Origin of the sequence: uncultured Lawsonella sp., from assembly GCF_947252745.1 — a bacterium.
Taxonomy (GTDB): domain Bacteria; phylum Actinomycetota; class Actinomycetes; order Mycobacteriales; family Mycobacteriaceae; genus Lawsonella.
In genome coordinates, this window is the sequence record NZ_CAMXWW010000001.1 from 367,160 (window position 1) to 389,938 (window position 22,779).

Genomic DNA, 22,779 nt, shown 5'->3' on the forward strand with positions numbered 1-22,779 from the left:
GAGCCTGCCAGCATGTCCATCTCCCGGTTACCTGGTTAGGCGAGCCCCTCATCAATTGCAGCCCGTAGACTGGCCACAAACTCCTTCACCGGCTCCACCGCATTCTCGCCATACTCGGCGATAAGCCGCACAATAGCCGAGCCCACAATCGCCCCGCCGGACGCGTGCGCCATCGCGTGAGCCTGCTGCGGCGAACTGATCCCAAAACCAACAGCCACCGGAATGTCCGTCACCTCCCGAATCTTCCCCACAATTGCGGGAATATCGGTAGTGATCTCGCTACGCATACCCGTTACACCCAGCGAAGACACCAGGTAGAGGAACCCGCGGGCACCCGTCGCCACCCGCTCAATACGCTCATCGGAGGTCGGCGCCAGCATAGAAATGAAGTCCACCCCATAGCGTGCCGCCACGTCTGCAACCTCGTCACGCTCCTCATAGGGGACGTCCGCCACAATAATGCCGGCTACCCCCAGATCCCGACAGCGGGCAAAGAAACGATCCATCCCATAGTGCAACACCGGGTTCATGTAGCCCATAAAGACCAGCGGGACACTGCAGGTCTCGCGCAGCTGTGCCACCATGTCGAAAATGCCGTCCAAGGTGGTACCGCCCTGTAGGGAACGTAGCGATGCTTCCTGGATGACAGGCCCCTCCGCCACCGGGTCAGAGAAGGGAATGCCCAGTTCCACCAGGTCACAGCCGGCCTCGGCCATACCGATAACCAGCTGACGAGTGGTGTCCAGGGTGGGGTCACCGGCGGTGACGAAGCCGATGAGGGCTTTGCGGTCGGCGAAGGCGGAGGCAATAGTCGGCTGTACCGGCTCGTGCGCAGTAGCGTCGGACTGTGCGGAATCCACCGCGGGGGTTACAGAGTTACTCATGAATATCCACTCCCTTGTAACGGGCAATAGCGGCAACGTCCTTATCGCCGCGACCCGACAAACACACAATGATCGACTCATCCGGGCTCAACGTGGGAGCCAACTTCCGCGCGTAGGCCACCGCATGGGCGGACTCAATCGCCGGAATAATGCCCTCCACCCGGCTCAGATACTCAAAGGCGGCCACTGCTTCATCATCGGTGACAGGCACATACTGCGCACGGCCCGAGTCCCTCAGGTAAGCGTGCTCCGGGCCGATACCCGGATAGTCTAGCCCTGCCGAGATGGAGTACACCTGGTCAATCTGACCATCCTGGTTCTGGCAGAAGTAGGACTTCATGCCATGGAAGACGCCCACCTCTCCCTTCGTCATAGTCGCGGCATGCCGCCCGGTATCCACGCCGCGGCCCGCCGCCTCACAGCCAATAAGCCGCACATCAGCATCGGGAATGAAGTGGTAGAACATGCCCATGGCGTTCGAGCCACCGCCCACACAAGCCAGCACCGCAGCGGGAAGCCGCCCCTCCACCTCGAGAATCTGCCGGCGGGCCTCCTCGGAGATCACAGCCTGGAAGTCACGCACCATCATGGGGAACGGGTGGGGGCCCATCACCGAACCAAGGCAGTAGTGGGTGTCGTCAATACGGCTCACCCATTCGCGCATGGCCGCATTCACGGCATCCTTCAACACCTGGGAACCCGAGGTGACGGCGTGCACCTTCGCCCCCAGCAGCTCCATGCGGTACACATTCAGGGCCTGCCGGTCGGTGTCCTCCTTGCCCATGAACACCTCGCACTCCATGCCGAGCAGTGCGGCGGCGGTGGCAGTGGCGACACCGTGCTGGCCGGCACCAGTCTCGGCGATAAGGCGGGTCTTCCCGCGCTTCTTCGCCAGCAGCGCCTGCCCCAGCACATTATTAATCTTGTGAGAACCCGTATGGTTCAGGTCTTCTCGCTTCAGATAGACCTTGGCGCCACCCAAATCCTCCGTCATGTGCTCCGCAAAGTAGAGCAGCGACGGGCGATTCGCATAGGTGAGGTAGAGATCTGTCAGCTCCGCGCGAAACTCCGGGTCGGCCATGCACTGGAAGTAAGACGCCTCCAGGTCGTGCAGCTCCTGCATGAGGGTTTCGGTAATGTACTGGCCGCCGAACATGCCGAAGCGACCCGGATGCTCCGGGTTAGTGGGATCGCCTTCCGCCACCTGGGCAGAGGCAGCAGCCAAGTTCCGGAGCGCCCGCACCCGGTCCGGGGACCGCATGAGGGTTTCCCCAATGAGGGCTGCGTCCACGCCAATCTGCCGCAGGGTGAACATGTCGGCAGCATCCCGCACCCCAGATTCGCCCACGAACAGCACATCTGGCGGCACCTCCTGGCGCAGCCGGGCCGTGTTCGTAAAGTCCACCTCGAAGGTGCGCAGGTCCCGATTATTGACGCCGAGGATCCGGGCACCAGCGGCGAGGGCACGCGCCACCTCCGCAGTGTCGTGGGCTTCCACCAGTGCGTCCATGCCCAAGTTTTCGGCCAGCGCAATCTTGTGGGCCAGATCCTCATCCTCCAAGAGAGAGACGATGAGGAGCACCGCGGAGGCGCCGAGGATAGCAGCCTCTTCAATCTGCACATCGTCAATAATGAACTCCTTACGGAGAACCGGGATGGTGAGGTCAGCAGCGATTTCCTGCAGGTACTGGGGGCTGCCCTGGAAGAAGTCTGGTTCGGTGAGACAGCTGATCGCGCGGGCGCCACCCTGCTGGTAGTCGCGGGCGATCTCCAGGTAAGGGAAGTCGGGGCTGATGAGTCCCTTCGAGGGGCTCGCCTTCTTCACCTCCGCAATAATGGATACGCCCGGGGCGGCCAACGCCCGGTAGAAGTTGCCGGCGCGGCCGGTGGCCAGGCGTTCCGCGGCGGCCTGCTGGGCGCGCCGGGTGAGGCTGGCAAGGTCCGTTTCCGCTTTGAAGGCATCCACCCGTACGCGGGTCTTCGCCACAATGTCGTCCAGGATCGTCATGGGTTACTCTCCTTCTTCCAACGCATTGGTGGCGGCAATGAACTCCTCCAGCTTGGCCTTGGCCTTGCCGGAGTCGATCATCTCGGCCGCGATCTGCGCGGCCTGCTCCAGGGTGGTGTTCTGCTTCGCCAGGTAGATACCGGCGGCTGCGTTCATGATGACAGTGTCCCTCTTGGGGCCGGGCTGCCCATCCAGGATCTGGCGGGTGATGACGGCGTTCTCGACCGGGCTGCCGCCCACCAGGTCCCGCTTGGTGCCGCGCTGCAAACCGAACTGTTCCGGGGTAAGGGTGTATTCGGTAAAGACGCCGTTGATGCATTCGCAGACGGTGTTGTCGGCGGAGGAGGTGATCTCGTCTAACCCATCCTGGGAGTAGACCACCAGGTTGCGGCGTACTCCCAGGTTGTCGAGCACCTCGGAGAGGGGGCGGACGAGGGACTCGTCATACACACCCAGCACCTGCATATTGGCGGCGGCCGGGTTAGTGAGCGGGCCCAGCACGTTGAAAATAGTGCGGATGCCCAGTGCGGTACGGACGGTGGCAACGTTCTTCATGGCGGAGTGGTAGCGCTGCGCGAAGAAGAAGCACATATTGACGTCGTCGAGTAGTTCCAGGTTGCCCTCCGGACTGATGTTGAGGCGGGCACCCAGGGCCTCCAGACAGTCGGCGGCGCCAGACTTGGAGGATGCGGAGCGGTTGCCGTGCTTGGCGACGGGCACTCCTGCCGCGGCGATGACGAAGCTGGAGGTGGTGGAGATGTTGAAGGAGAATGCTTTGTCTCCCCCGGTGCCGACGATTTCCAGCAGGTCCCGGTTGTGGTCGATGCGGGTTCCGTGGTTGCGCATGGATTGGGCGGCGGCAGTAATTTCCTCCACAGTCTCGCCCTTGATGGAGAGGGCGGTGAGAGCGGCGGCTTTCATGATGTCGGAGGCTTCCCCGGTCATGATTTCGTCCATCATGTAGCGCATGGTGGGGGCGGAGAGGTTATCCCCGCGTACCAGTTGGTCGAGTGCGTCTTTAATCATGCGAGACTCCTTTGGAGGAAGTTGTCGATCATGGTCTGTCCTTGGGGAGTGAGAATGGATTCGGGGTGGAATTGCACACCGTAGGTGGGGTGCTTCACGTGCGTGACGGCCATAATTTCGCCGTCGTCAGCGCGGGCGGTAATACGCAGCTCCTCCGGCATGGTGGCGGGGTCTGCGACAAGGGAATGGTAGCGGCCCACCACGACACGCTCCGGCAGTCCGCGGAAGAGCTCGTCGGTGGGGTCGACGGTGATGGTGCTAGCTTTGCCGTGGAGGAGTTTGTCGGCGTAGGTAATGGTGGCGCCGAAGGCCTGGCAGAGTGCCTGGTGGCCAAGGCAGACACCGAGGATGGGGTAGTCGCCGGTGAGTTCCCGCATGATAGCGGGGCAGATACCGGCATTTTCGGGGCGTCCCGGGCCGGGCGAGAGGATGATGGCCTGCGGGTTGCGGCGGCGGATATCGGCCAGGGTGACGGCGTCGTTGTGCACCACCTGCACTGCCGGCACGCTCTCGGCGCGTTCAGCATGATGTTGCCGCGCATACTGTTGGAGGACGGGGGAGCCCGCCACGAAGTGGTAGAGGTTGTAGGTGAAGGAGTCGAAGTTATCGATGAGCAGAATCATGGCTAATGCTCCTCTCCGCGGCCCGCGACCGTTCCGGCTTCGCGGGGGAGCCCTCCATTGGCGCGTTCCACCGCCTCCACCACGGCCTTCGCCTTGTTGATGGTCTCTTGGTATTCGGTGGCGGGGACAGAATCTGCCACAATACCAGCACCAGAGCGCACCGCCACCACCCCATTGCGCTTGTAGGCGAAGCGAATAGCAATGCACATGTCCATATTGCCGGTGAGGTCGAAGTAGCCCAGGGCGCCGCCGTAGACGCCGCGCCGAACCCCTTCCAGCTCGTCAATAATCTGGCAGGCACGGATCTTGGGAGCACCGGAGAGTGTGCCAGCCGGCAGTACAGAACCCACTGCGTCTATGACGTTCGCACCTTCGGCTAGCTGGGCTTTCACCACGGAACCAATGTGCATAACGTGCGAGTAGCGGTGGACCTGCGCCAACTCCGTCACCTTCACGGTGCCGGGGGCGGCGAAGCGGCCAAGGTCGTTGCGGCCCAGGTCGACAAGCATGTAGTGTTCGGCCAGTTCCTTCGGGTCGTGCAGCAGCTCGTTTTCCAGGGCGGCGTCTTCTTCCGCGGTGGCGCCGCGGGGGCGAGTACCTGCTAGCGGGAAGGTTTTGGCGACCCCGTCCTGTACCGACACCAGGGTTTCCGGGCTGGCGCCGGCGATCTCTCCCACCGGGCTGGTGAAGTAGAACATGTAGGGGGACGGGTTGGTGGTGCGCATCACCCGGTAGGCGTCGAAGAGGGAGCCACTGGCGGGGGCCTGCAGCCGGTTGGCAAGCACCACCTGGAAGATGTCCCCTTCGAGGATGTAGCGTTTGGCGCGTTCCACTATGGCCGTGTACTTGTCGCGGTCCATGTCGGGGGTGAGGGGACCGTGTAGCTGTAGCGGTTCTACCGGCTGGGTAGGCTGTTGGAAGACCAGGTGTTCCATCTCGTCCAGGGTGCGGAGGCCCTGCTGGTAGGACTCGTCAAGGTTCTCGGTGGGGATATTAGTTATGAGAACGATGTGCTGGGTGAGGTGGTCGAAGCAGATGACGTTCTCGAAGAGCATGAGGTCGAGGTCACGGAAGCCCTCGTCGTCTGTGCCGTGCAGATGGAGGGCTGGTTCGTGGACGGCGAAGAAGTCGTAGGCGAGGTAGCCGACGAGGCCGCCGGTGAAAGGCGGCAGTTCCGGCAGGCGCGGACTGTGATGTTCGGCGATGAGGCGGGCGATGACGTCGCGGGGCAGCTCCGCAGTGGTGGTGGCCTGGTCTTCGTGGCCGAAGGGGGTAATGGTGACGGTGCCGTCTTGCGCGGTGACGGTGAGGGAGGGCTGGTAGCCGAGGAAGGTGTAGCGGCCGCGGTGGTGCGGGTCGCTGAGGGATTCCAGCAGGAAGATGTGGGAATAGCGTTCCTTGAGGGCGGCGATGAGGCGCAGTGGGGTGGTGTGGTCGGAGTAGACCGTGCGGGCGAGGGGAACGCGTCGGTAGCGAGAGTGGCCGAGGAGAGTGTGGAGGTCGGCCAGGGTGGTGGTCATGAAGGTAACGTCCTGTTGCTCGTGCGAGGGTGGCGGGGCAGTATGCCTGGCATCTCTCCGGGGGGAGGGTCGGCGGAGCCGAACTGCCAGGGAGGATTTCGCGAAGGTGGAGAAGCCGGTGCGAGAACCGGAGGAATCCACTGCTGTCTGCCGAGAGCAACGGGAAGACCGTGTGCGGGACAAGGGCGCTGGATGCAGCCGCTGCGTTTAGGCAGAGCAGAAGGTACCGCGCCATCGCCAGGACGACAGGGCGAACCCACAGAGGGATTCGCGGCAAGGTCCACAGGCGTTAGTCATATCTTGACTATAGCAACAGGCTTCGAGGAGCTGCTAACACGGCGGGGGCGGTCCCAGGAGGGAGAGTACTGGGTGAGCCCACTGAGCGAGCGGTTGAGGAGCCACGCCAGCGGTACCGTCACCACCACCACAATAAGCGTCACGATCAGCCAATTTCCAGTGAAGGTGTGGTAGTTGAGCAGACGCATGACGCCCTCCATCACCAACATGTGCAGCAGAAAGAATTCATAAGAAATTCTCCCTAAACGGACGGCCGGACCAGCTGTAAACAGTCCATGGTAGTTGCGGGTCACCCGGTCGCCCTCTGGATCACCGAAAATAAGCGGCACGATGAAGCCGCAGGCGGTCATCAAGCCGAAGAACCCACGGCCCCACGCGTCCGCGAACTCCGCCGGCACCACCGCCGGCTCCCCGGCCACATTGATCGCCACATAACAGAGGAACGCAATAACCCCCGTCAGCAGCGACGTGAGGGTGATGGCCGATTGGCGGTAGCGGGGAATGCGCACCGACAACACCGCCATCATCATGCCTACCACAAACCACACCAGGAAGGAGGGCAGCCAGGTGCGGGAACTCACATCCACCACCCGGTAGTCTCGGGTAACCACCTCCCACACCGGAGACACCGCCGCCCACAGCAACAGGAACACCAAGGTGCCCAACGCGCTAAACCGCCGCCGATTCACCACATGCACCGCCAGCAGCGCAATGAGAGGGAACAGCAGGTAGAAGGAGGCGGTTACGCACACTGCCCAGGACTGGGTGAACCCAGTGTGGTAATGCCCCAGCCCATAGATCTGGGTGAAGGTCAGGTGACGGACCACGTCCTCGGTGCTCGCCGCATTCCCCGCCAGGGAGCGCTCCCCATGGAACACCCCAAACACCAGCGCCACCACAACCCAATAGGCGGGAACCAGGCGGCGGAAACGATGCCAAAAATAGCTGCGCAGGGTGGGGGTTTGCCCCACACGCCCGTCCTCCTGCCGTACCACCATGGCCCGCACCCACGGGCGGAAAAGGAAGAAACCCGAGAGCAGGAAGAAGGCAGCCACCCCGAGGGTGCCGATGCGGTCAAACACCCCACCCATGTAGGTGAGGCGGAAATGCCCGGTGGAGAAAGCCGCATGGTTGATGACGATGAGCAGTACCGCGTAGGCGCGCAGCCCGGTGAGGGCCGGCATCTGCCCCGACAGGTTCTCCACATGCCGCACTGGGCGTTGGCGGGCCTGGCGTTCTGCCGTGCGAGTGGGCGAGAGAGCCACGGCGGGGTTGGCGGAGAGGGCGTCGGCCGCTGCTCGTTCCTCCCTTTTGCGTGCCTCCTCGGCGGCCTGGATGGCGCGCTGGCGGGCTTCCTCCTCCGCGCGGGTGAGGGTGCGGGAGATGGAGGCGGCATTGTGGCGGGATTCGCTTCCGCGGTCGAAAGCGGAGTCGTACCGCAGGAAGAGGGTTTCCGCGCCCGGAGTATCCGGTTCCACCTCGAAGGGGTAGGGTGTGCGGGCGGCGGGCCGGCCATGAGGAGTGGATTCGCTGCGCTCGAAGGCAGGTTCGGACCCCATCATGAGGAAGGCGGCGGAGCGTTCCACATCCAAAGGATGCGGGGTGACGGCGGGGATGCCGGCAGCTGGGGTGGGGTGGCCACTGTCTGTCATGGGGCTCCCCTCTCTCCAGGCACGGGTTCATTCTGCGGTGTACTGTCGGGCTACATCTGCGACGGTAGTGCCAGGCTACCAACTTGTGCGCCATTGAGACAGAACACCATGGCAGAGTTGAGCAGTCGTACCGTCATCTGGCGTCCCGCTCCCACCATCCGGAACCACACGGTGTGCGTGCCCGCCTGCACCGGCACCCGCACTCGTTCTCCCCTATCGAAGCTCACCGCAATAGTGCCGGCGATGCTTGCCGTGTAGTGCAGCTCCACATCCCACGTGGAGTACACGAGTGGTCCGGTGAAGGGGTGGCTTACTCCGGTGACGGGGGCGGCCAGGCAGCGCGGACCGGCCGGCGAACCGGCGAACGTACCAGCGGACGCACCAGTTGGGCTACCTGCGGCAGGCTGCACCGGCAACCCTTGCAGCTGCTGCACCGGCTGCAGTAGTGCCGGCCGCAGTACTCCTTGCTCATCCAACAGTGCCGGCGTGGTCGTCCACATCGAGAACACGGGATGCTGCGGCAGCACCCCAAACACTCGGGAGGTGAGGTTATTCGGATACTCCACCGACGAGAGAATGTGCTCAGCCAACGGCTGCGGCTGTAGCCTCCCCGGGTGCGCAGATAGCGTCCGCACCGCGTTCGCCAGATACTGGCCGGTGGGATTCTGCCGCCACACCTGGTTGAAGGTGACGGTACTGGCCAACGACCCCACGACCACCACAGTGCTCAGCATGGCGACGGCGGCGGGAAGCTTCTCATGCCAGGCCAGGAGCGTCTCCCGGAACCGGGTGTAGTTTCTCGCCCTGCTAGGCTCCACATGGGTGAGCAGCGGAAACATCAACATGGCGATGCCAAACAGTACCCCCACCTCCGGCATGTAGCGGAAGGACTGCACCACCTGCGGGGCAGTGTCGGCGGAACTGCGGGCCAGCAGGATCGGTAACTGCTCGGCCACTACCACCAGCACAAACACCGTCCACAGCAGCCAGCTGCGGCTCCGCCACAGGAGCGTCACTGCAATAATGGCGGCCACCACCACTGCGGACACAATAAGGAGTGCCAGCGGCGGGTGCGCCCACGGCAGCCCCGGCTCCCCCGGCAGCGGCTTCTCCCAACGCCACGGGCCACCCAACACCCCAGGCACCACCCCATGCGTTAACGTGCGCCCTAACAGCGACGGCACCTGCGCAAACTCGTGTGCCGGCGGGGTCTCTCGGAGCGAAGAAAAGTAGACGATCATCCACAGGAAACTGGTAATGACTAAGCCAGCCAGCAATGGACGGCCGCGGCGCACCTGCTCGGTAATCTCCGTCACCCACTGGTGGTGGGACGTCGGCAACACCACCCAACCCATCGCAATCAGCGCCACCACCAGCACAATCAGCACAGCCTTCTCATAGAAGAAGAGGGTGAACAGATACACCAGGATAATGCGCACCATCAGCAGCTGACGCCGATCGACATCCGTTGACCGGCACAGCAGAACGGTATCCGCCGCCGTCCACGCCAACCCCGCCCACAGCGGAACAAACGTGAGGCCCGCCGACCACCACACCGTGGAAGGCAGCGCCACCGGAGACAACAGCACCACCCCCAGCGCCGCCAGCGACAGCCACCGCTTGCCACCCATCACCGTCACCATCCGCAACGTCGCCAACACCGCAAGAAGATGCAACAGCCCCAGCTGCAGCGCCGGCAGCCACCACTGCAAGGGCGCTAACCTGGTAGCCAACCCCGACAGCAGAAACGCCCCCGGCATCAAATGCCCATGATGGTTCCAAAACAAACAGGTGGAGGAGAGGCCACAATGCTGGTAGTGGCCAATAAGAACAAGATCATCGGTGTAGAAAGACCCCTGCGCCAACACCACCGTATGCAGCACAACCGCGACCGCGACCAGCGCCCACGCCACCACCCAGTAGCGGCGGGATGACAGCGCAGGGCGCGACAACACCGGGAACACACCTTCATCATAGTCAGCGCCAACAGCCTGGGAAGGGACCCCTCACCGTGCCAAATACCGCCAAATGTGGGGTGGCGTCACTACAGTAAAACTATGCGTTTCGGAAAGACCTCGCTCCGCCTCCTCAGCTGCGTGAGCGCCTGCGCCCTCGCCCTCACCGGCTGCGCACAACCGGACCAGAACGCCTCCCACACCCCCTCCCCCGCGGACAGTGTCCCCACCGACGTCAACATCACCTGCGCGCGCTTCACCTCCCTCTCCCCCGCAGACCAAAAAACGGCCACCGACAAACTACTCCGCAGCTACCAGGAAGCCAGCGCCCTCGCCTCCGACCAGGCGAAAGCCCGGCGCGACTTCCACTTGGAAGGCAAACCTTCCGACCGTGTTGAAATGGAATCCCCCTCCTTCCTCAACCTGGCCCGCCACACCTGCGCACTGCCCCGCAACCGGGATGTTCGGCTACTCACCGCCATGGGGTTCAGCTAGCCCCCTCCTACAGAAGCACCCTCGCCGTTTCTATACAATCTAGCTAGACACCCGTTGCGCGGCTCCCGCGCAGCCCACAATTCTCCAGAGGAGACCCTCATGACTGCCCCCAGTGACCGTGTCGTACTGATTGCCTACGACGGCTCTCGCCAGGCAAAACGCGCTGTGGCTTTCGTCTCCACCTTCATCCACGAGGAACGCGTCATCCTCCTCACCGCCTGGCAAGCCGTCCAAATGCAGGCCGCCCGCGCCTCCGGCATCGGCGGACTCGTCCAACCCGACTGGGACTCGGAAAAAATGGTCGAAGATCCCGGCCTCACCGACGCCCGCAACTTCGCCTTCGAAGGCGCCGAACTGGCTAAAGAACACGGGATGGAGAATACTGAAAGCTACCTCGTGGAGTACACCACCAGCGTGTGGAATGCCATCTGCAAGGTGGCAGAGCAGCTCGACGCAGACCTCATTGTGACCGGCACCCACGGCCGCACCGGATTCCAGGAGCTGATGCACCCCTCCGTGACCGACCGGGTCCTCAAGCACGGACACCGCCCCGTCCTCATCGTGCCCCCCGAGGTATAGGAGGTATACCACCCCCAGCCCACGGGGCAACCGTCACCCGCGCCCCCTCTCGGAGACCACCCAAAGGAGACCTGGAACCGATATGAAGATCGTCACCGCCGGCGTTCTCAGCACCATCGTCGGTGCTGCATTGGCGCTTGCCCTCGTCATCCCCATCACCAACTCCACCTCCGGTTCGAGTCTCCCCCAAGGCATCACCGGAAACGCCGACGATGCCATCTCCGGCCAGGTTGTCTACGGCAGCCGCTAATCGCCGCCACCCCCGCTGCCTGCGGCGCTGCCACACCCCCTCTTGCACGCCACGGCACCATCACCTGCTTCGCCACCTGCGGCGCCACCGCAGCTTCCCCTACCTGCTCAGCTACCTCGGCTTCCTCTGCCTCACCCTCCTACAGGACCCTGGTCGCACCGCCGCCGACACCAAACACGACCTCACCGCCAACCCCCTCGGTTTTCTCGCCCGCTCCACCAGCCTGTGGGACTCCACTGCCCCCATGGGGCAACTCCAGAACCAGGCCTATGGCTACCTCTTCCCCCAAGGCCCCTTCTTTGCCTTCGGGCACCTCCTGCACCTCCCCGGCTGGCTCACCCAACGCCTCTGGTGGGCGCTACTCCTTTGGGTCGGTTTCTGGGGCATCATGTGGCTTGCCCGCACCCTCCGCATCGGCGGCCCACGCAGCCGCGTCGCCGGTGCGCTGGTCTACGTGCTCTCCCCCCGCATCCTCACCACGCTGGGGGCGATAAGCTCCGAATCCCTCCCCTACATGCTTGCCCCGTGGGTACTCGTGCCAGTGGTGTGGGCGCTTGACGGCAATGGCTTGTCGAGCGGCGCCAGTGGCCCGCGCCCGGCGCAGCTGCGCCATGCCGCTTTTCTTTCCGCCGTCGCTGTCGCCTGCATGGGGGCCGTCAACGCCACCGCTACCCTGGCCGCGGTGCTCGTCAGTATCCTCTGGTGGCTCCTCCACCGCCCCTCCGGCCGTTGGGCCAGGTTCACCGGCTGGTGGATGCTCGGCGGAGTACTGGCATGCACCTGGTGGATTGGGCCACTGCTACTGCTTGGCCGCTACTCTCCGCCCTTCCTCGACTACATCGAATCCGCCCAGGTGACGACCCGTTGGGCGAACCTGTCGGAAACACTGCGCGGTACCACCTCCTGGACCCCCTATCTTTCCACCGAGCGGGTTGCGGGGGCGCTGCTCGTCACCCAACCTGCCCTCATTGTCGCCACCGCCCTGGTTGCTGCCGCGGGCCTAGCAGGATTAACCCTGCGCAGTATGCCGCACCGGGGGCGACTCATCACCATCGCCCTGGTGGGCGTTACCCTTCTCTGCTTGGGCTGGGTGGGGGCCCTCGGCGCACCCTTCGCCGGCCACGTGCGGGCTTTCCTGGACGGGCCCGGCGCGGCCTTCCGCAACGTCCACAAATTCGATCCGCTGCTCCGGCTGCCCCTCGCCCTGGGCTTCACCCACCTACTCAGCCGCGTCCCCGTCCATTCCTGGGCGGACGTGGCCCACCCGGAGCGGCAGCCGCGTGTCGCAGCCGGCATGGTGATGGTGATGGCACTGGTGGTGGCGGTGTCTCCCGCCTGGACGCTGCGTCTCGCTCCGCAAGGCACCTACCGGGAGGTACCCGACTACTGGTCCGAGGCCGCCCAATGGTTGGCTGCCCACGCCCCGGAACCCCCCAGCGGCGGAGCCGGCAGCAGCCCCCAGGAGCCCACCCCGGCAGCCCGCGCCCTCGTGGTGCCGGGCGCGAATTTTGCCAGCCAACTGTGGGGCCTCACCCGCGATGAACCCCTGCAACCCCTTGCCCGCAGTCCCTGGGCGGTGCGGGATGCCATTCCCCTGGTTCCGCCGAATACGATTCGCGCGATGGATGCGGTGGAGCAGCTGGTGGCCGATGGGCGGCCGGCGGAGGGTTTGGCTGCCACGCTAGCGGGGCAGGGTATTCGTTTTGTGGTGGTGCGTAATGACCTCAACCTGGCGGTGAGTGATGCTGCCAGCCCGCTGTTGGTGCATCGAACTATGCTGGGGTCTCCCGGGTTGCGGCGGGTGGCACAGTTTGGCCCGGCGACCCGGGCGGGGGTGGGATACCAGGCGGAGAATACTCCCCAGCCGGTGCCGTTTTTCCTGCGGGATGTGCCACGCCCCGCCTATCCGGCTATCGAAATTTTTGAGGTGGATCTGGATGGTCCACATACCCCGAGCTCGTTCCCCTTTGGGGGCCCGTGGCTGGTGGATACGGATTCGGTGCCGCTGGTAGTGGGCGGGCCGGAGGCGTTGAGTTCCTTCAACGACACTGCGTTGAGTTTCGGGCAGCCGATTCCGACGGTGCGGATGCTGTCCGGGCATGTGACGCGGCTCTACCAGCAGACCGTCAGCCAGCAGTCTGCCAGTCAGCAAGCTGGGGTGGGGCCGGGCGTACCCTCGCGAGACGCACTCCCACAGGGCAGACGCCCACAGGGCACAGTTCAGGCCGGCGGCCCAACTACGCCGCGCTGGCTGGGCCTCACCATCACGGATAGCCCCAAAGCCCGTGAAACTGACGTCGGGCGGGTCGACCACCACTCCTCCGGTATCCGCAGCCGAGGCGACACTCGCTACACCGGCAGCCGGCACCCCGACTACGCCACTGATGCCGCCCCCCTCATCTACTCCCGCTGGTATGGGGGCAAGGTGACGGTAAGCTCTAGCGCCGGCTACGCGGATCAACTGGGCAAGGTACGCCCCGGGGCAGACCCCGCCGCCGCCTTCGACGGCAACCCCCGCAGTGCCTGGCTCTCTGCTTTCCCCGGTAGCGCGGTTGGGCAATCCCTAACAGTGCACCTCAACCACCCAATTCCACAGGGATCGGTGACGGTGACAGTGCCGCGCGGGCTGCCCGGCAGTCCCGTCAACCGGCTGGTGCTCCACACCAATGCCGGTTCCGCCATCGTGTCCACCACCTCCGGACACCGCACCGTCATACCATTCCCCCCAGGTACAACGACATGGCTGCGGATTTCTGCGGGGTCGACGCGGGACGGATCGGCCGGCGACCAGTTTGGTCTCTCCGAAGTGGTGGTGCGCGATACCAGCCGCCCTACCGCCAGTGGGGCAGGAACCGTGGTACAAATTGGCCGCGAAGTAGTGGTGGGTTACCCCGACCATGCGGAGTTTTTGCCGCCACTGCTCGGCTGGAGTCTGCACCAGGACTATTCGGGGGCACTGCCCTGTGCGGATGGCCCCACGGGGGCGAGGGTGTGCGACCCGTCTTTAGTGGAACCACCGGAGGAGCCGGGGGTGTTGCGTCGCACCATCACCACCCCGCGGGAGGTGGAGGTGACGGCGCGTATGCTGGTGCGGCTGAACAGTGCCCGCATTGCGCAGGTGTCCACCACCGCCCCGCCACACCTGCGGGTAAACACGGGCTGTGATGGGGGGCTGGCACTGGTGGTGACCCCGGGCAGTGCGCTACAGGCCGCCGCCTGGAACTCCCTAGAGAATTCCCCCAGTTTCCCCGTCCCCCAACGTATTCCGCTACGATTGGAGGGTAATTCGGAGGACATCGCGGCGGCACTGCAGCGCGGCGAGACAGTGCCGGCGGTGGCGTGCCAACCGTCCACAGTGCTGCTCCCCGCCGGGGAAGTGCGGGTGGAAGGCCATGCAGGCCGCAACCTGGTGGTGGACACCCTGCAGCTGATAAGCCCTGCCGGCCAACGCCGTCTGGCTGAGGCGGCACGCCTGAGGGCCAACCACCGCTCCACCCCGCCACGTCTGCTGGAGTGGGGAAATAGTGTGCGGCGCCTGGAATTTGGGCCGAGTACGGACACGCGCCTACTGGTGGTGCCGGAGAGCGTCAACCCGGGCTGGCAGGCCACCCTCGCTGATGGGCGCATGTTGCAGCCCACCACTGCCAATGGTTGGCAGCAGGCGTGGTTAGTGCCCGCAAACTCGGAAGGAGTAGTGACACTTCGGTTTACCCCGAACACCCCCTACCGCACTGTGCTGGGGGTAGGCGGAGTGCTAGTGCTGCTACTCATCGTGCTCACGGTAGTCGGTGGGGTGCGACTGCGCCGACTGGATTCCCCCCACTCCGACAGTCCCCTTGCATGGCGATGGAGTGCAGTAACGGCACCCAGCCCCCACCCCCGCCAGTCCTTTGGAGACAGTGGCCGCTACCATTGGGCCACGCTTCTTACCGCCGCCGGCACAGTCCTCAGCGGTCTGCTACTGGCCGCCCACCCGTGGACACTCACCGGTGGCCACAGCTATGCCGGCGACCACTGGCTCACCCAGCTCTGCGCCCTCATTGCCGTCGTCGCCTTAGCTCTCGCCACCACCCCTCTGCCGGCCGGCTGGCGCCACGGCATCCGCACACTGCGGCAACGCTACGCCTCAGCTGGTGCCGCCACTGTGGCACCGGGTGCCGACTCAAGTGCCGCCTCCACTGTCACACTGGGTGCCGCCGCTGCCTCTCCCCCAGACGCCGCCACCACCCGGCGTGCCTCCCAGGCACGCAATCGCCGTCGCAACGGCTCCTCCACCAGTGCATAACTGGCGGCACTCAGCGGCACCGTCACCACCACCGTCACCACCCACACCCCCAACGTGTGGCCACTAAACAGCGGCACCCCCAGAATCTGGAAAGCCGCCCACAACGCCACCAGATGCCACAGAAAAATCCCATAAGACCAGCGCCCCAGCGCCTGCAACACCCCACTACACAGGATAGGGTGACGGGCCCCCACCGGCCCCACCACCAGTGGCGCCACACAGAAAAAGGCGATCTCTACACCCATCACCATCCGCAACGCAAACGCCCGCGGGGAAGGCTCTACAAACGCCGCCGGCCCCATGAACGGCTGCGCCGCCACCAGAAACAGCACCGCCACCACCACTGGGTTCAGCCACCCCACCTGCACCAGTGCCTTCACCCCGCGGTGCTCCCACAACCCCAGGAAACAATCCGCCCACACTTCCGCCAGCAGCATCCCCACCCCAAACCAGGGAATGAATGCCGGGAACTGCATCTGCCCGTTAAGGTCCCCCAACGGCTCCCACACCTGCCCCAACGGCACCCACGCCCAGCCCAAGAACAGCGCGCACACCACCCCAATAGTGGGGATGCGCCACCGCGCCCGCTTCCCCCGCAACCCCCACAACACCCACGCTGCCAGCGGCACTAGCAGGTAGAACGCGCCTTCCACGGACAAACTCCACATTTGGGTGAGCCCATCGGTGAGCGAGAGCGGAACATACACCTGCGTGAGAGTGAGGTTGGACAGCACCCCTTCCCAGGAGAGCCGCTGGCCACCCGGGAACAGCAGTAGCACCGTCACCACCACCAGCCAGTAGGCGGGCATGATGCGGACGAAGCGCGCCCGATAGTAGCGCCCCACCGATGGGCGCACCCCACCAACGTCCTGCCGGGCGGCAAGAGCCTGCCGTCGCCACAACAAAAACCCGGACAGCGCAAAAAACACCGCCACCCACAAATCCAGGCGCCCCCACAGCCACTGCCACCCCACCCCCGTCTGAAACGCCACATGAGCGGTGAGTACACCCAACGCCGCCAGCGCCCGCACGCCCTCCAAAGCGGGGATAAAAAACCGCGGCTGTTCCATAGTGCAAAAATGTCCTGTGTTAGTATTTGTCCTGATAGGCCTTGTATAGACGGCAGTGTGACGCACCGCCGCCAGCGGCCACCGTACTTTCACGCTATGGCAGCGACCCCCTCCCGGAGCCCGCGCTGTAGCACTCGGGTAGCGGTTCGTGGCCCCACACGAACCGCTATCGCCCCTACTATAAACCCCCCCAGAACACCCACTGTCGACCAGCGAAGGAGACCCAATGGCAGCCCCTTCCGACAGCCCCAAGAAACTTCTCCCCAGCATCCTCGCGGGCCTAGGTGCCCTCCTTCTGGTCGCCGGCATCCTCCTCCCCACCTTCCTGGTGCCACGCCTCTCCATCACCCCCCTCTCCGTCGGGCCTGGCAACAGTGGAAACACCTACACCACGGACACCATCGAAGGCACCGCCTTTGACCCCATCGCCTACCGGCAGCAGAAACCCACCGCCGGCAACGCGGACCGCCCCGAATGCAAGCAGCCCAACCCCGCCACCTGGCGCCTCCCCATGTTCTGCTTCATCGACACCCGAGTCCCCCTCAGCAGCCGCACCACCGTCTTCGGCGCCGAACCCGCCAACGAGAAAGTGAACACCTACCAGGCCGGCTACACCCTCTGGCGCAAGGACCGGAAGACGTTGGAGGACGGCATCATCACCTCCTACATCGACCGGGTGACCACCGACCGCCGCACCAGCGCCCCCACCGGTGAATCCATCATCTACCCCAACGCCGACCCGGCGAACCCTGGCGCCAACGACCCCATCAAGCCCTTCCACCGCACCGGCTACCAGTACAAGTTCCCCTACAATATGAGCCTGGACGGCCACTACACCTACTTCGACCCGTTCGTACTGCAATCCATCCCCCTCACCCCCGTGCGGGAAACCGTAGTGGACGGGGTAAAAGCCCTGGAATTTAAGCAGGTTGTGGGCCCCACCAATCTGTACAAGGTGTGGGAGAAGGCGCTGCGCGACGACCACGGGAAACTCTCCTTCATCGACAAACTCACCCTCTCCGCCTACCGCTTTGATGAGCCGGAGAGCGTATGGAAAAACGGTGGCAGCGACAAGGTAGTGCCCTACTACGCCTACTACTACAAAGAGCGCGACCTGGTAGTCTCCCAGGCCACCGGGCAGATCCTCAAAAAGCACGAGTACTTCCAGTGGTTTGCTGCCAAGGATGAGGACGGCGCCCGCGCCTACCTCCACGACAACGGTATGAAGGCGGGCTTGGATAACCCCATCGTGACGCTGGTGGAGGCGGATACGAACCTGTCGGAGAAGGACACGGAGAACATAGTGGGTGACGAGAAGTCCACCTATGCCCTGCTACAGGGCGCGACCGTGGCCGGCTGGGTGATGGGTGGTGTGGGCCTGATTCTGCTGGTGTTTGGTTGGTTTACCGTGGTGAAGAGGACCCGCGAGTGGGAGCGCATTACCCGTGCTGTGAGGGAGGACCTGCCGCTCGACGGTGACGGCGACGACAACAGTGACGACGCCGGCGCTGGCGACGGTGCGAGTGACAGTACTAGTGCCGGTGACGGCGAAGGCGCGGCCCGCTAGCAGCGTCACCCCCGCAAGCACTCTCACCCTCACAAGACCACCCGATGTCGCTACCGGGTGCCAACCGCCCGGCGCGAACCGCCCGGCGCCATTCCGTCGCGCCGACAACCACCAGCGCAGCAGCTGCACACCCCACCGCAGTACCCAACAGCCCCACCGGTGTACGGATAGCCGCCAGCACAATCACCACTTCGGCCACCAATAGCGGCCACACCACCAGGGTGAACCTCTCTCCCTCCACCGCAATAGCCCCCACCAACAGCACCTGCAGCACGCTCAACAGCACCCCCAACAGTGCAAATAGCCACAGCAGCCCCGTCACCGGCGCAAACCTCTCCCCCAACACCAGCGGCACCCAGCGTGACACCACCTCGGTACCCACTACCACCACAGCCCCCACACCCCACAACAACCCCAGCGCCCGGCGTAACGCCCTCCGCCGCGCCTGTGCATCCGCCAACTGCGGGTAGAACACCAACGCCACCGCCGCCGGCAGCCAGAACGCTATCTTGGTGAAAATGCCTCCCGCCGCGTAGAGCCCCGCATCGGTATGGGTGAGCACCCGTTGCGCCAGCACCACATCTATCTGCGCGAACACCATAATGAGCAACTGCACCTGGGTAGCCCACCACACCGCGGACAGGGACACGCCCGCGGCGGCACTGCCAGATGTGGAGGGTGACGGTGCCCGCCCCGTTAGCACCCGCGCCACCGCCCACACCAGCGCATACCCTACCGCCGACGCCACAAACGACCACCCCACCGAGCCAGTTCGCCACAGCACCAGCACCGCCGGCCCCACCTTGCCGACCCCCGCCAACGCCACCACCGCAGCCAGCGCCGCAAAGCGTTGCTCGCCCTGCAGGATGCCCTGCTCCCCCGCCAGCCCCACCAACACTGGCACTGCGAGTAGCGCGGAAAGCGTCACCCACCCCGACCAGTGCGCAAAGTATGCCGTAAGGGCAAGCCCTACCAGCAGCGCCACCACCGACACCACCCCACCGGTGTGCCACACCAGCCGGCGGGCCCCAGCAACCGCCGTCCCCGTCGCCCGCTCCCGCGCCACCACGGTTTGCACCGCTAACGCCGGCACAGCCGCCACCACCTGCACCGCCATCAACGCCGCAAATTGGCCATACCCGGCGGGACCCAGCAGATTCGTGGCAGCAATATGCAGCAGGTACCCCAGGATGTTGGCGAGCATACTGCCCGCAGTCACCCACCCCATACCGCGGGCGAGCTCCCCCCGGCTCGGCCTCCTTACGCTCCGCTCGCTCCGAACACTCCGATCACTACGCCCGACCTGTACGTCCCGCGCACTCCGCACGTCCTCCCGTTCGCCCGGCTCACCCCTTACACCCCGATCGCTCTGTACGTCCCGCTCGCTCCACATGCCCGGCTCACCCGCGGGCGCGGGCTCCGAAGCAGCAGCAGAGCGGAACACACACATGCCTCCATTATGCTGCCCCACCTCAATTTTTCTTTGTGATGCTCGTACAATTCACGACCCTTCAGGCACAATGGAAGCATGTCGCGCAGAGCACTCCGTTCCGTCAACGCTGCCCTCGGCTGGGTCAACCTATGGTGCATTGTGCTCACCTGCGTCCTCCTGTGGCCCCTCTTCAAACGCGGCTACCTCCTCACCCGCGATGCCGTCTCCACCCCCCGCTCCTACATCACCCCCTCCGCCCTCGGCATTGGAGACACCACTGCTCGCGCTGTCCCCCAAGACGCCTTCCTCGCCATCGTCTCCCAATTCATGGACGGTGGCCTGGCCGTCAAAATCCTCCTCTTCCTCGCCCTTATCCTCGCCGGCATCGGCGCCGCCTGCCTCGGCTGGTACTTCCTCTTCCCCGGAACCCGCGGGCAAGCACTTGCCCAGGGTCTCGTCGCCGCCACCTTCGCCATCTGGAACCCCTTCGTGGTCGAACGCCTTCTGCAAGGGCACTGGTCACTGCTGGTGGGCTATGGGGCACTCCCCTGGATCGGCCTCACTGGCACCATGGTGATGTCCCCCGGCCGCTACACTCGCCTCACCGCCTGGGCTGCACTAGCCGCCTCCATGGCGGTCGCTGGCTTCACCCCCACCGGTGCCGTCATGGGCATCATATTCGCCGTCATCTCCGTCGGCCTCCCCAAACGCCCCATCGACGTGGCGGAACTCCGTCTCGCCATCGACCACACCTCCAGCCCCCTCAAATACTGGCAGCGCGTGCTAGTGGTGTTGGCTATCGGACTACTCGTCACCCTCCCCTGGCTCTACCCTTCCTTCCTACAGGTCGCCCACAACGGGCCCGCCTCACTGTCGGACAGCACCGGCATCTCCGCCTTTGCCGCCCGCGGAGAAGGCCCACTGGGGTCCCTGGGGACGTTCTTCTCTCTCGTCAGCCTGGGCGGAATTTGGAACGCAGACGTAGTGCCGGCTAGCCGCTCCAGCTTCTTCATCTTTTTCGCCCTGGCACTCCAGCTAGTGCTGTTGGGCATTGGTGTGTGGCGGTTCCGGCGCTCCAAGACGCGTCGGCTCGTCTACCTGTGGACGGGTGGTGCACTCTTCGCTACGCTCATTGTCACTTTCTTCTCCTACCCCTTCGGTACCCAAGTAGCAGTGTGGCTGGTGGAGCATATCCCGGGGGCAGGCCTGTTCCGCGACACCCAGAAGTGGATGGCGCTGATGATGCCGATCTATGCGGTGCTCATGAGTGCCTGTGCCCGCACTGTCTACGAGTTCAGCTATCGCCACAAAGTGTTTGGGACGCGGGTGGACACGCGGGGGGCGATCGCACTGCTCTGCGTGCTCATTATTGTGATGCTTCCCGACGCGCCGCTAGCTACCGGAAAACACTTGCAGCCGGTCATCTACTCCTCCTCCTGGAACGAGATCATTAAGGCGGTGGAGGGGAGCAACGGCGACATGGCGGTGCTGCCCGCCGGGCAATTACGTGTCTTTGACCACGCCGAGAACCGGCCCGTGCTGGACCCCGCCCCCCGACTGGTGCCGGTAGAAGTATTGAACGCCGACGATCTGCCAGTACAAATGACGCGCACCGTCGACGGCCAGGATGAGCACAACACGGTGGTGGTACGCGGTGAGAATCTGCGCGCCCACCACGTGGAGCAGGCGCTGCTGCAGGGTGCGCCAGCTGGTGTACTGGCCTCCCTTGGTGTGCGCTGGGTGCTCATTGAGAGTGTGGTGGCGCCGAAGGTTCCGGACACTCTGGAGTTTCGCAATACGCTGCGGGGGCTGGAGCCGGTGGTGACGGCACCCGATCTTACCCTCTACCGGGTGCCGGGGATCGTCAGCCGCGACTACTCCCCCACCCGCTGGGAGTGGGCCTTCGCATTCACCTTCCACATTGTGTGGCTGCTCTTAATGCTGGTGGGCTACACCGCCATGACCTGGCTCATCGTTAAGGACAGGAAGCGTGCCGCGGAGGCCTCCCAGGAGAATTTGTAGGCCCGCTGCTGGGCAGCCTTCCCCATCTGGGCACACAGCTGCGGATTGTCGATGAGCCGCTGCGTGGCCTCCCGGAACCCCTCCAGGCTATCCACCAGCAGACCCGTCACCCCATCCACCACAGAGTCAGTAAGCCCGGCGGAACTGCGGTAGCCGATGGTGGGCACGCAGTGTTGTGCCGCTTCCGTGACAGCCAAACCCCAGCCTTCTTTCCGGGAAGGCATGAGATGAAGGTGCGCTTGCGCGAGGAGCTGGTGTTTGCGGGTGTCGGTGACATGTCCGTGGAAGGTGACCTGCTGGGCGGTGAGGCCACAGCGGCGGGCATGCTGGCGCAGTTCCGCCTCCCACCAGCCGCTACCGATAATGTCCAAGTGGAGATGAGGGTAGCTGGGTAGTAGCGCGGCTAGGGTGGTGAGAGCGTGTTCGAGTTGCTTGTGGGGGACAAGACGGGAGAGAGTGACGAGGCGTAGCGTTGCGTCTCCCTCCAGTGGTGCGAGGCGGACCGGCTGATCGGCGCTGAGGGGGGTGCATCCGTTGGGTACCACCGCAATGCGAGCCGCGTCCACGCCCAACCGCTGGAGTTCCCGCTTCGAGGCCTCCGATACGGTGATGTAATGGCAGTCGCGGTGTACGAGGGGCGAGAGCCAAGACTCTAGCCACCAGCCCAGCTGCGCCAACCCTGGCCCCGCTACTGGCCACTGTTCGTGGTGGCAATGGTGTTCCAGGATGATGACGGGGGCGGGGCTCACCAGATGGGCGAAGAACGGTACCCCGTTTTGAGTGTCGATGATGACGTCCGGCACCCCCATGTCCGCTAAGGGCCCGCGACCCCAACGGGCGCAGACGAGCGCCGCCAGCGCTCGCGGATAGACGGTGATGCGGTTACCGCCGCGGCTGAACCGGATGCCGTTATGGTCTTGTTGGGCGGGTGCGCCCGGGTAGGCGGCGGTGCGGTAATACACCCGGTGCCCGGCGTTGGCGAGGGCCTCCCCCATGGTTTCCAGGTAGTGTTCGGAGCCGCCGCCCTGGGGGTGGCCGCTGTCGCGCCAGCACAGCAGTAATACTGTGGCCATGGGGCTCCTTCCTGTCCCCTCCAACCTACCTGGCGGCGCCG

15 protein-coding genes and 2 pseudogenes are annotated in these 22,779 nt (G+C 64.6%); 6 read left to right on the forward strand and 11 right to left on the reverse strand.

All coding sequences use genetic code 11. From position 1 onward, the window contains the following. Positions 1-35: 35 nt before the first annotated feature. The 8 genes and pseudogenes from trpA to Q0X28_RS01620 form a co-directional block, all read right to left on the reverse strand. Positions 36-884, reverse strand: a complete 849-nt coding sequence (gene trpA, locus Q0X28_RS01585; protein ID WP_298575766.1) for a tryptophan synthase subunit alpha — start codon at positions 882-884, stop codon at positions 36-38. Next, on the reverse strand, positions 877-2,040 hold the full coding sequence (trpB, locus tag Q0X28_RS01590) for a tryptophan synthase subunit beta (protein ID WP_367270665.1): 1,164 nt from the start codon (positions 2,038-2,040) through the stop codon (positions 877-879). The genes trpA and trpB overlap by 8 nt, the downstream gene beginning before the upstream one ends. Before the next feature lie 75 nt (positions 2,041-2,115). Continuing rightward, a pseudogene (trpC, locus tag Q0X28_RS01595) lies at positions 2,116-2,892 on the reverse strand (indole-3-glycerol phosphate synthase TrpC); the annotation flags it as partial. Between the two features lie 3 nt (positions 2,893-2,895). After that, on the reverse strand, positions 2,896-3,918 hold the full coding sequence (trpD, locus tag Q0X28_RS01600) for an anthranilate phosphoribosyltransferase (protein WP_298575769.1): 1,023 nt from the start codon (positions 3,916-3,918) through the stop codon (positions 2,896-2,898). After that, on the reverse strand, positions 3,915-4,541 hold the full coding sequence (locus tag Q0X28_RS01605) for an aminodeoxychorismate/anthranilate synthase component II (protein WP_298575771.1): 627 nt from the start codon (positions 4,539-4,541) through the stop codon (positions 3,915-3,917). Before Q0X28_RS01605 ends, trpD begins: the two co-directional genes overlap by 4 nt. Positions 4,542-4,543: 2 nt before the next feature. Beyond that, positions 4,544-6,061 (reverse strand): anthranilate synthase component I family protein, encoded by a 1,518-nt coding sequence (locus Q0X28_RS01610; RefSeq protein ID WP_298575773.1) that lies wholly within the window; start codon positions 6,059-6,061, stop codon positions 4,544-4,546. 293 nt (positions 6,062-6,354) lie between these two features. Continuing rightward, the gene (locus tag Q0X28_RS01615) at positions 6,355-8,010 is read right to left on the reverse strand and encodes an acyltransferase (RefSeq protein ID WP_298575778.1); all 1,656 of its coding nucleotides are present in this window, start codon (positions 8,008-8,010) and stop codon (positions 6,355-6,357) included. A 50-nt stretch (positions 8,011-8,060) separates the two neighbouring features. After that, positions 8,061-9,965 (reverse strand): hypothetical protein, encoded by a 1,905-nt coding sequence (locus tag Q0X28_RS01620; RefSeq protein ID WP_298575781.1) that lies wholly within the window; start codon positions 9,963-9,965, stop codon positions 8,061-8,063. A gap of 102 nt (positions 9,966-10,067) precedes the next feature. On the opposite strand from Q0X28_RS01620, the gene Q0X28_RS01625 reads away from it, so the two are divergent. From Q0X28_RS01625 to Q0X28_RS01640, 4 genes are all read left to right on the forward strand, one after another. Continuing rightward, positions 10,068-10,460, forward strand: coding sequence for a hypothetical protein (locus Q0X28_RS01625; protein ID WP_296239482.1), 393 nt, complete (start codon positions 10,068-10,070; stop codon positions 10,458-10,460). A 99-nt stretch (positions 10,461-10,559) separates the two neighbouring features. Continuing rightward, positions 10,560-11,039, forward strand: a complete 480-nt coding sequence (locus Q0X28_RS01630; protein WP_296239481.1) for a universal stress protein — start codon at positions 10,560-10,562, stop codon at positions 11,037-11,039. 82 nt (positions 11,040-11,121) lie between these two features. Further along, positions 11,122-11,289 carry a DUF2613 family protein gene (locus Q0X28_RS01635; RefSeq protein ID WP_296239480.1) on the forward strand — a complete coding sequence of 56 codons (168 nt, stop codon included), beginning with the start codon at positions 11,122-11,124 and terminating at the stop codon, positions 11,287-11,289. Continuing rightward, positions 11,252-15,574, forward strand: a complete 4,323-nt coding sequence (locus Q0X28_RS01640) for a DUF3367 domain-containing protein (RefSeq protein ID WP_298575786.1) — start codon at positions 11,252-11,254, stop codon at positions 15,572-15,574. The genes Q0X28_RS01635 and Q0X28_RS01640 overlap by 38 nt, the downstream gene beginning before the upstream one ends. A gap of 14 nt (positions 15,575-15,588) precedes the next feature. Here the strand turns inward: Q0X28_RS01640 and Q0X28_RS01645 are convergent. After that, positions 15,589-16,989: pseudogene (locus tag Q0X28_RS01645) on the reverse strand (acyltransferase family protein); the annotation flags it as partial. Here Q0X28_RS01645 and Q0X28_RS01650 point away from each other — a divergent pair. Then, positions 16,871-18,211 carry a porin PorA family protein gene (locus Q0X28_RS01650; RefSeq protein ID WP_296239478.1) on the forward strand — a complete coding sequence of 447 codons (1,341 nt, stop codon included), beginning with the start codon at positions 16,871-16,873 and terminating at the stop codon, positions 18,209-18,211. The pseudogene Q0X28_RS01645 and the gene Q0X28_RS01650 sit on opposite strands and share 119 nt — an antisense overlap. Here the strand turns inward: Q0X28_RS01650 and Q0X28_RS01655 are convergent. After that, on the reverse strand, positions 18,177-19,661 hold the full coding sequence (locus tag Q0X28_RS01655; protein WP_367270660.1) for a lipopolysaccharide biosynthesis protein: 1,485 nt from the start codon (positions 19,659-19,661) through the stop codon (positions 18,177-18,179). The two genes, Q0X28_RS01650 and Q0X28_RS01655, sit on opposite strands and share 35 nt — an antisense overlap. Before the next feature lie 78 nt (positions 19,662-19,739). Here Q0X28_RS01655 and Q0X28_RS01660 point away from each other — a divergent pair, with 78 nt between their 5' ends. Continuing rightward, positions 19,740-21,665 (forward strand): hypothetical protein, encoded by a 1,926-nt coding sequence (locus tag Q0X28_RS01660; RefSeq protein ID WP_298575790.1) that lies wholly within the window; start codon positions 19,740-19,742, stop codon positions 21,663-21,665. On the opposite strand, the gene Q0X28_RS01665 is transcribed toward Q0X28_RS01660, so the two are convergent. After that, positions 21,593-22,738 (reverse strand): glycosyltransferase family 4 protein, encoded by a 1,146-nt coding sequence (locus tag Q0X28_RS01665; RefSeq protein ID WP_298575792.1) that lies wholly within the window; start codon positions 22,736-22,738, stop codon positions 21,593-21,595. The two genes, Q0X28_RS01660 and Q0X28_RS01665, sit on opposite strands and share 73 nt — an antisense overlap. Positions 22,739-22,779: the final 41 nt, after the last annotated feature.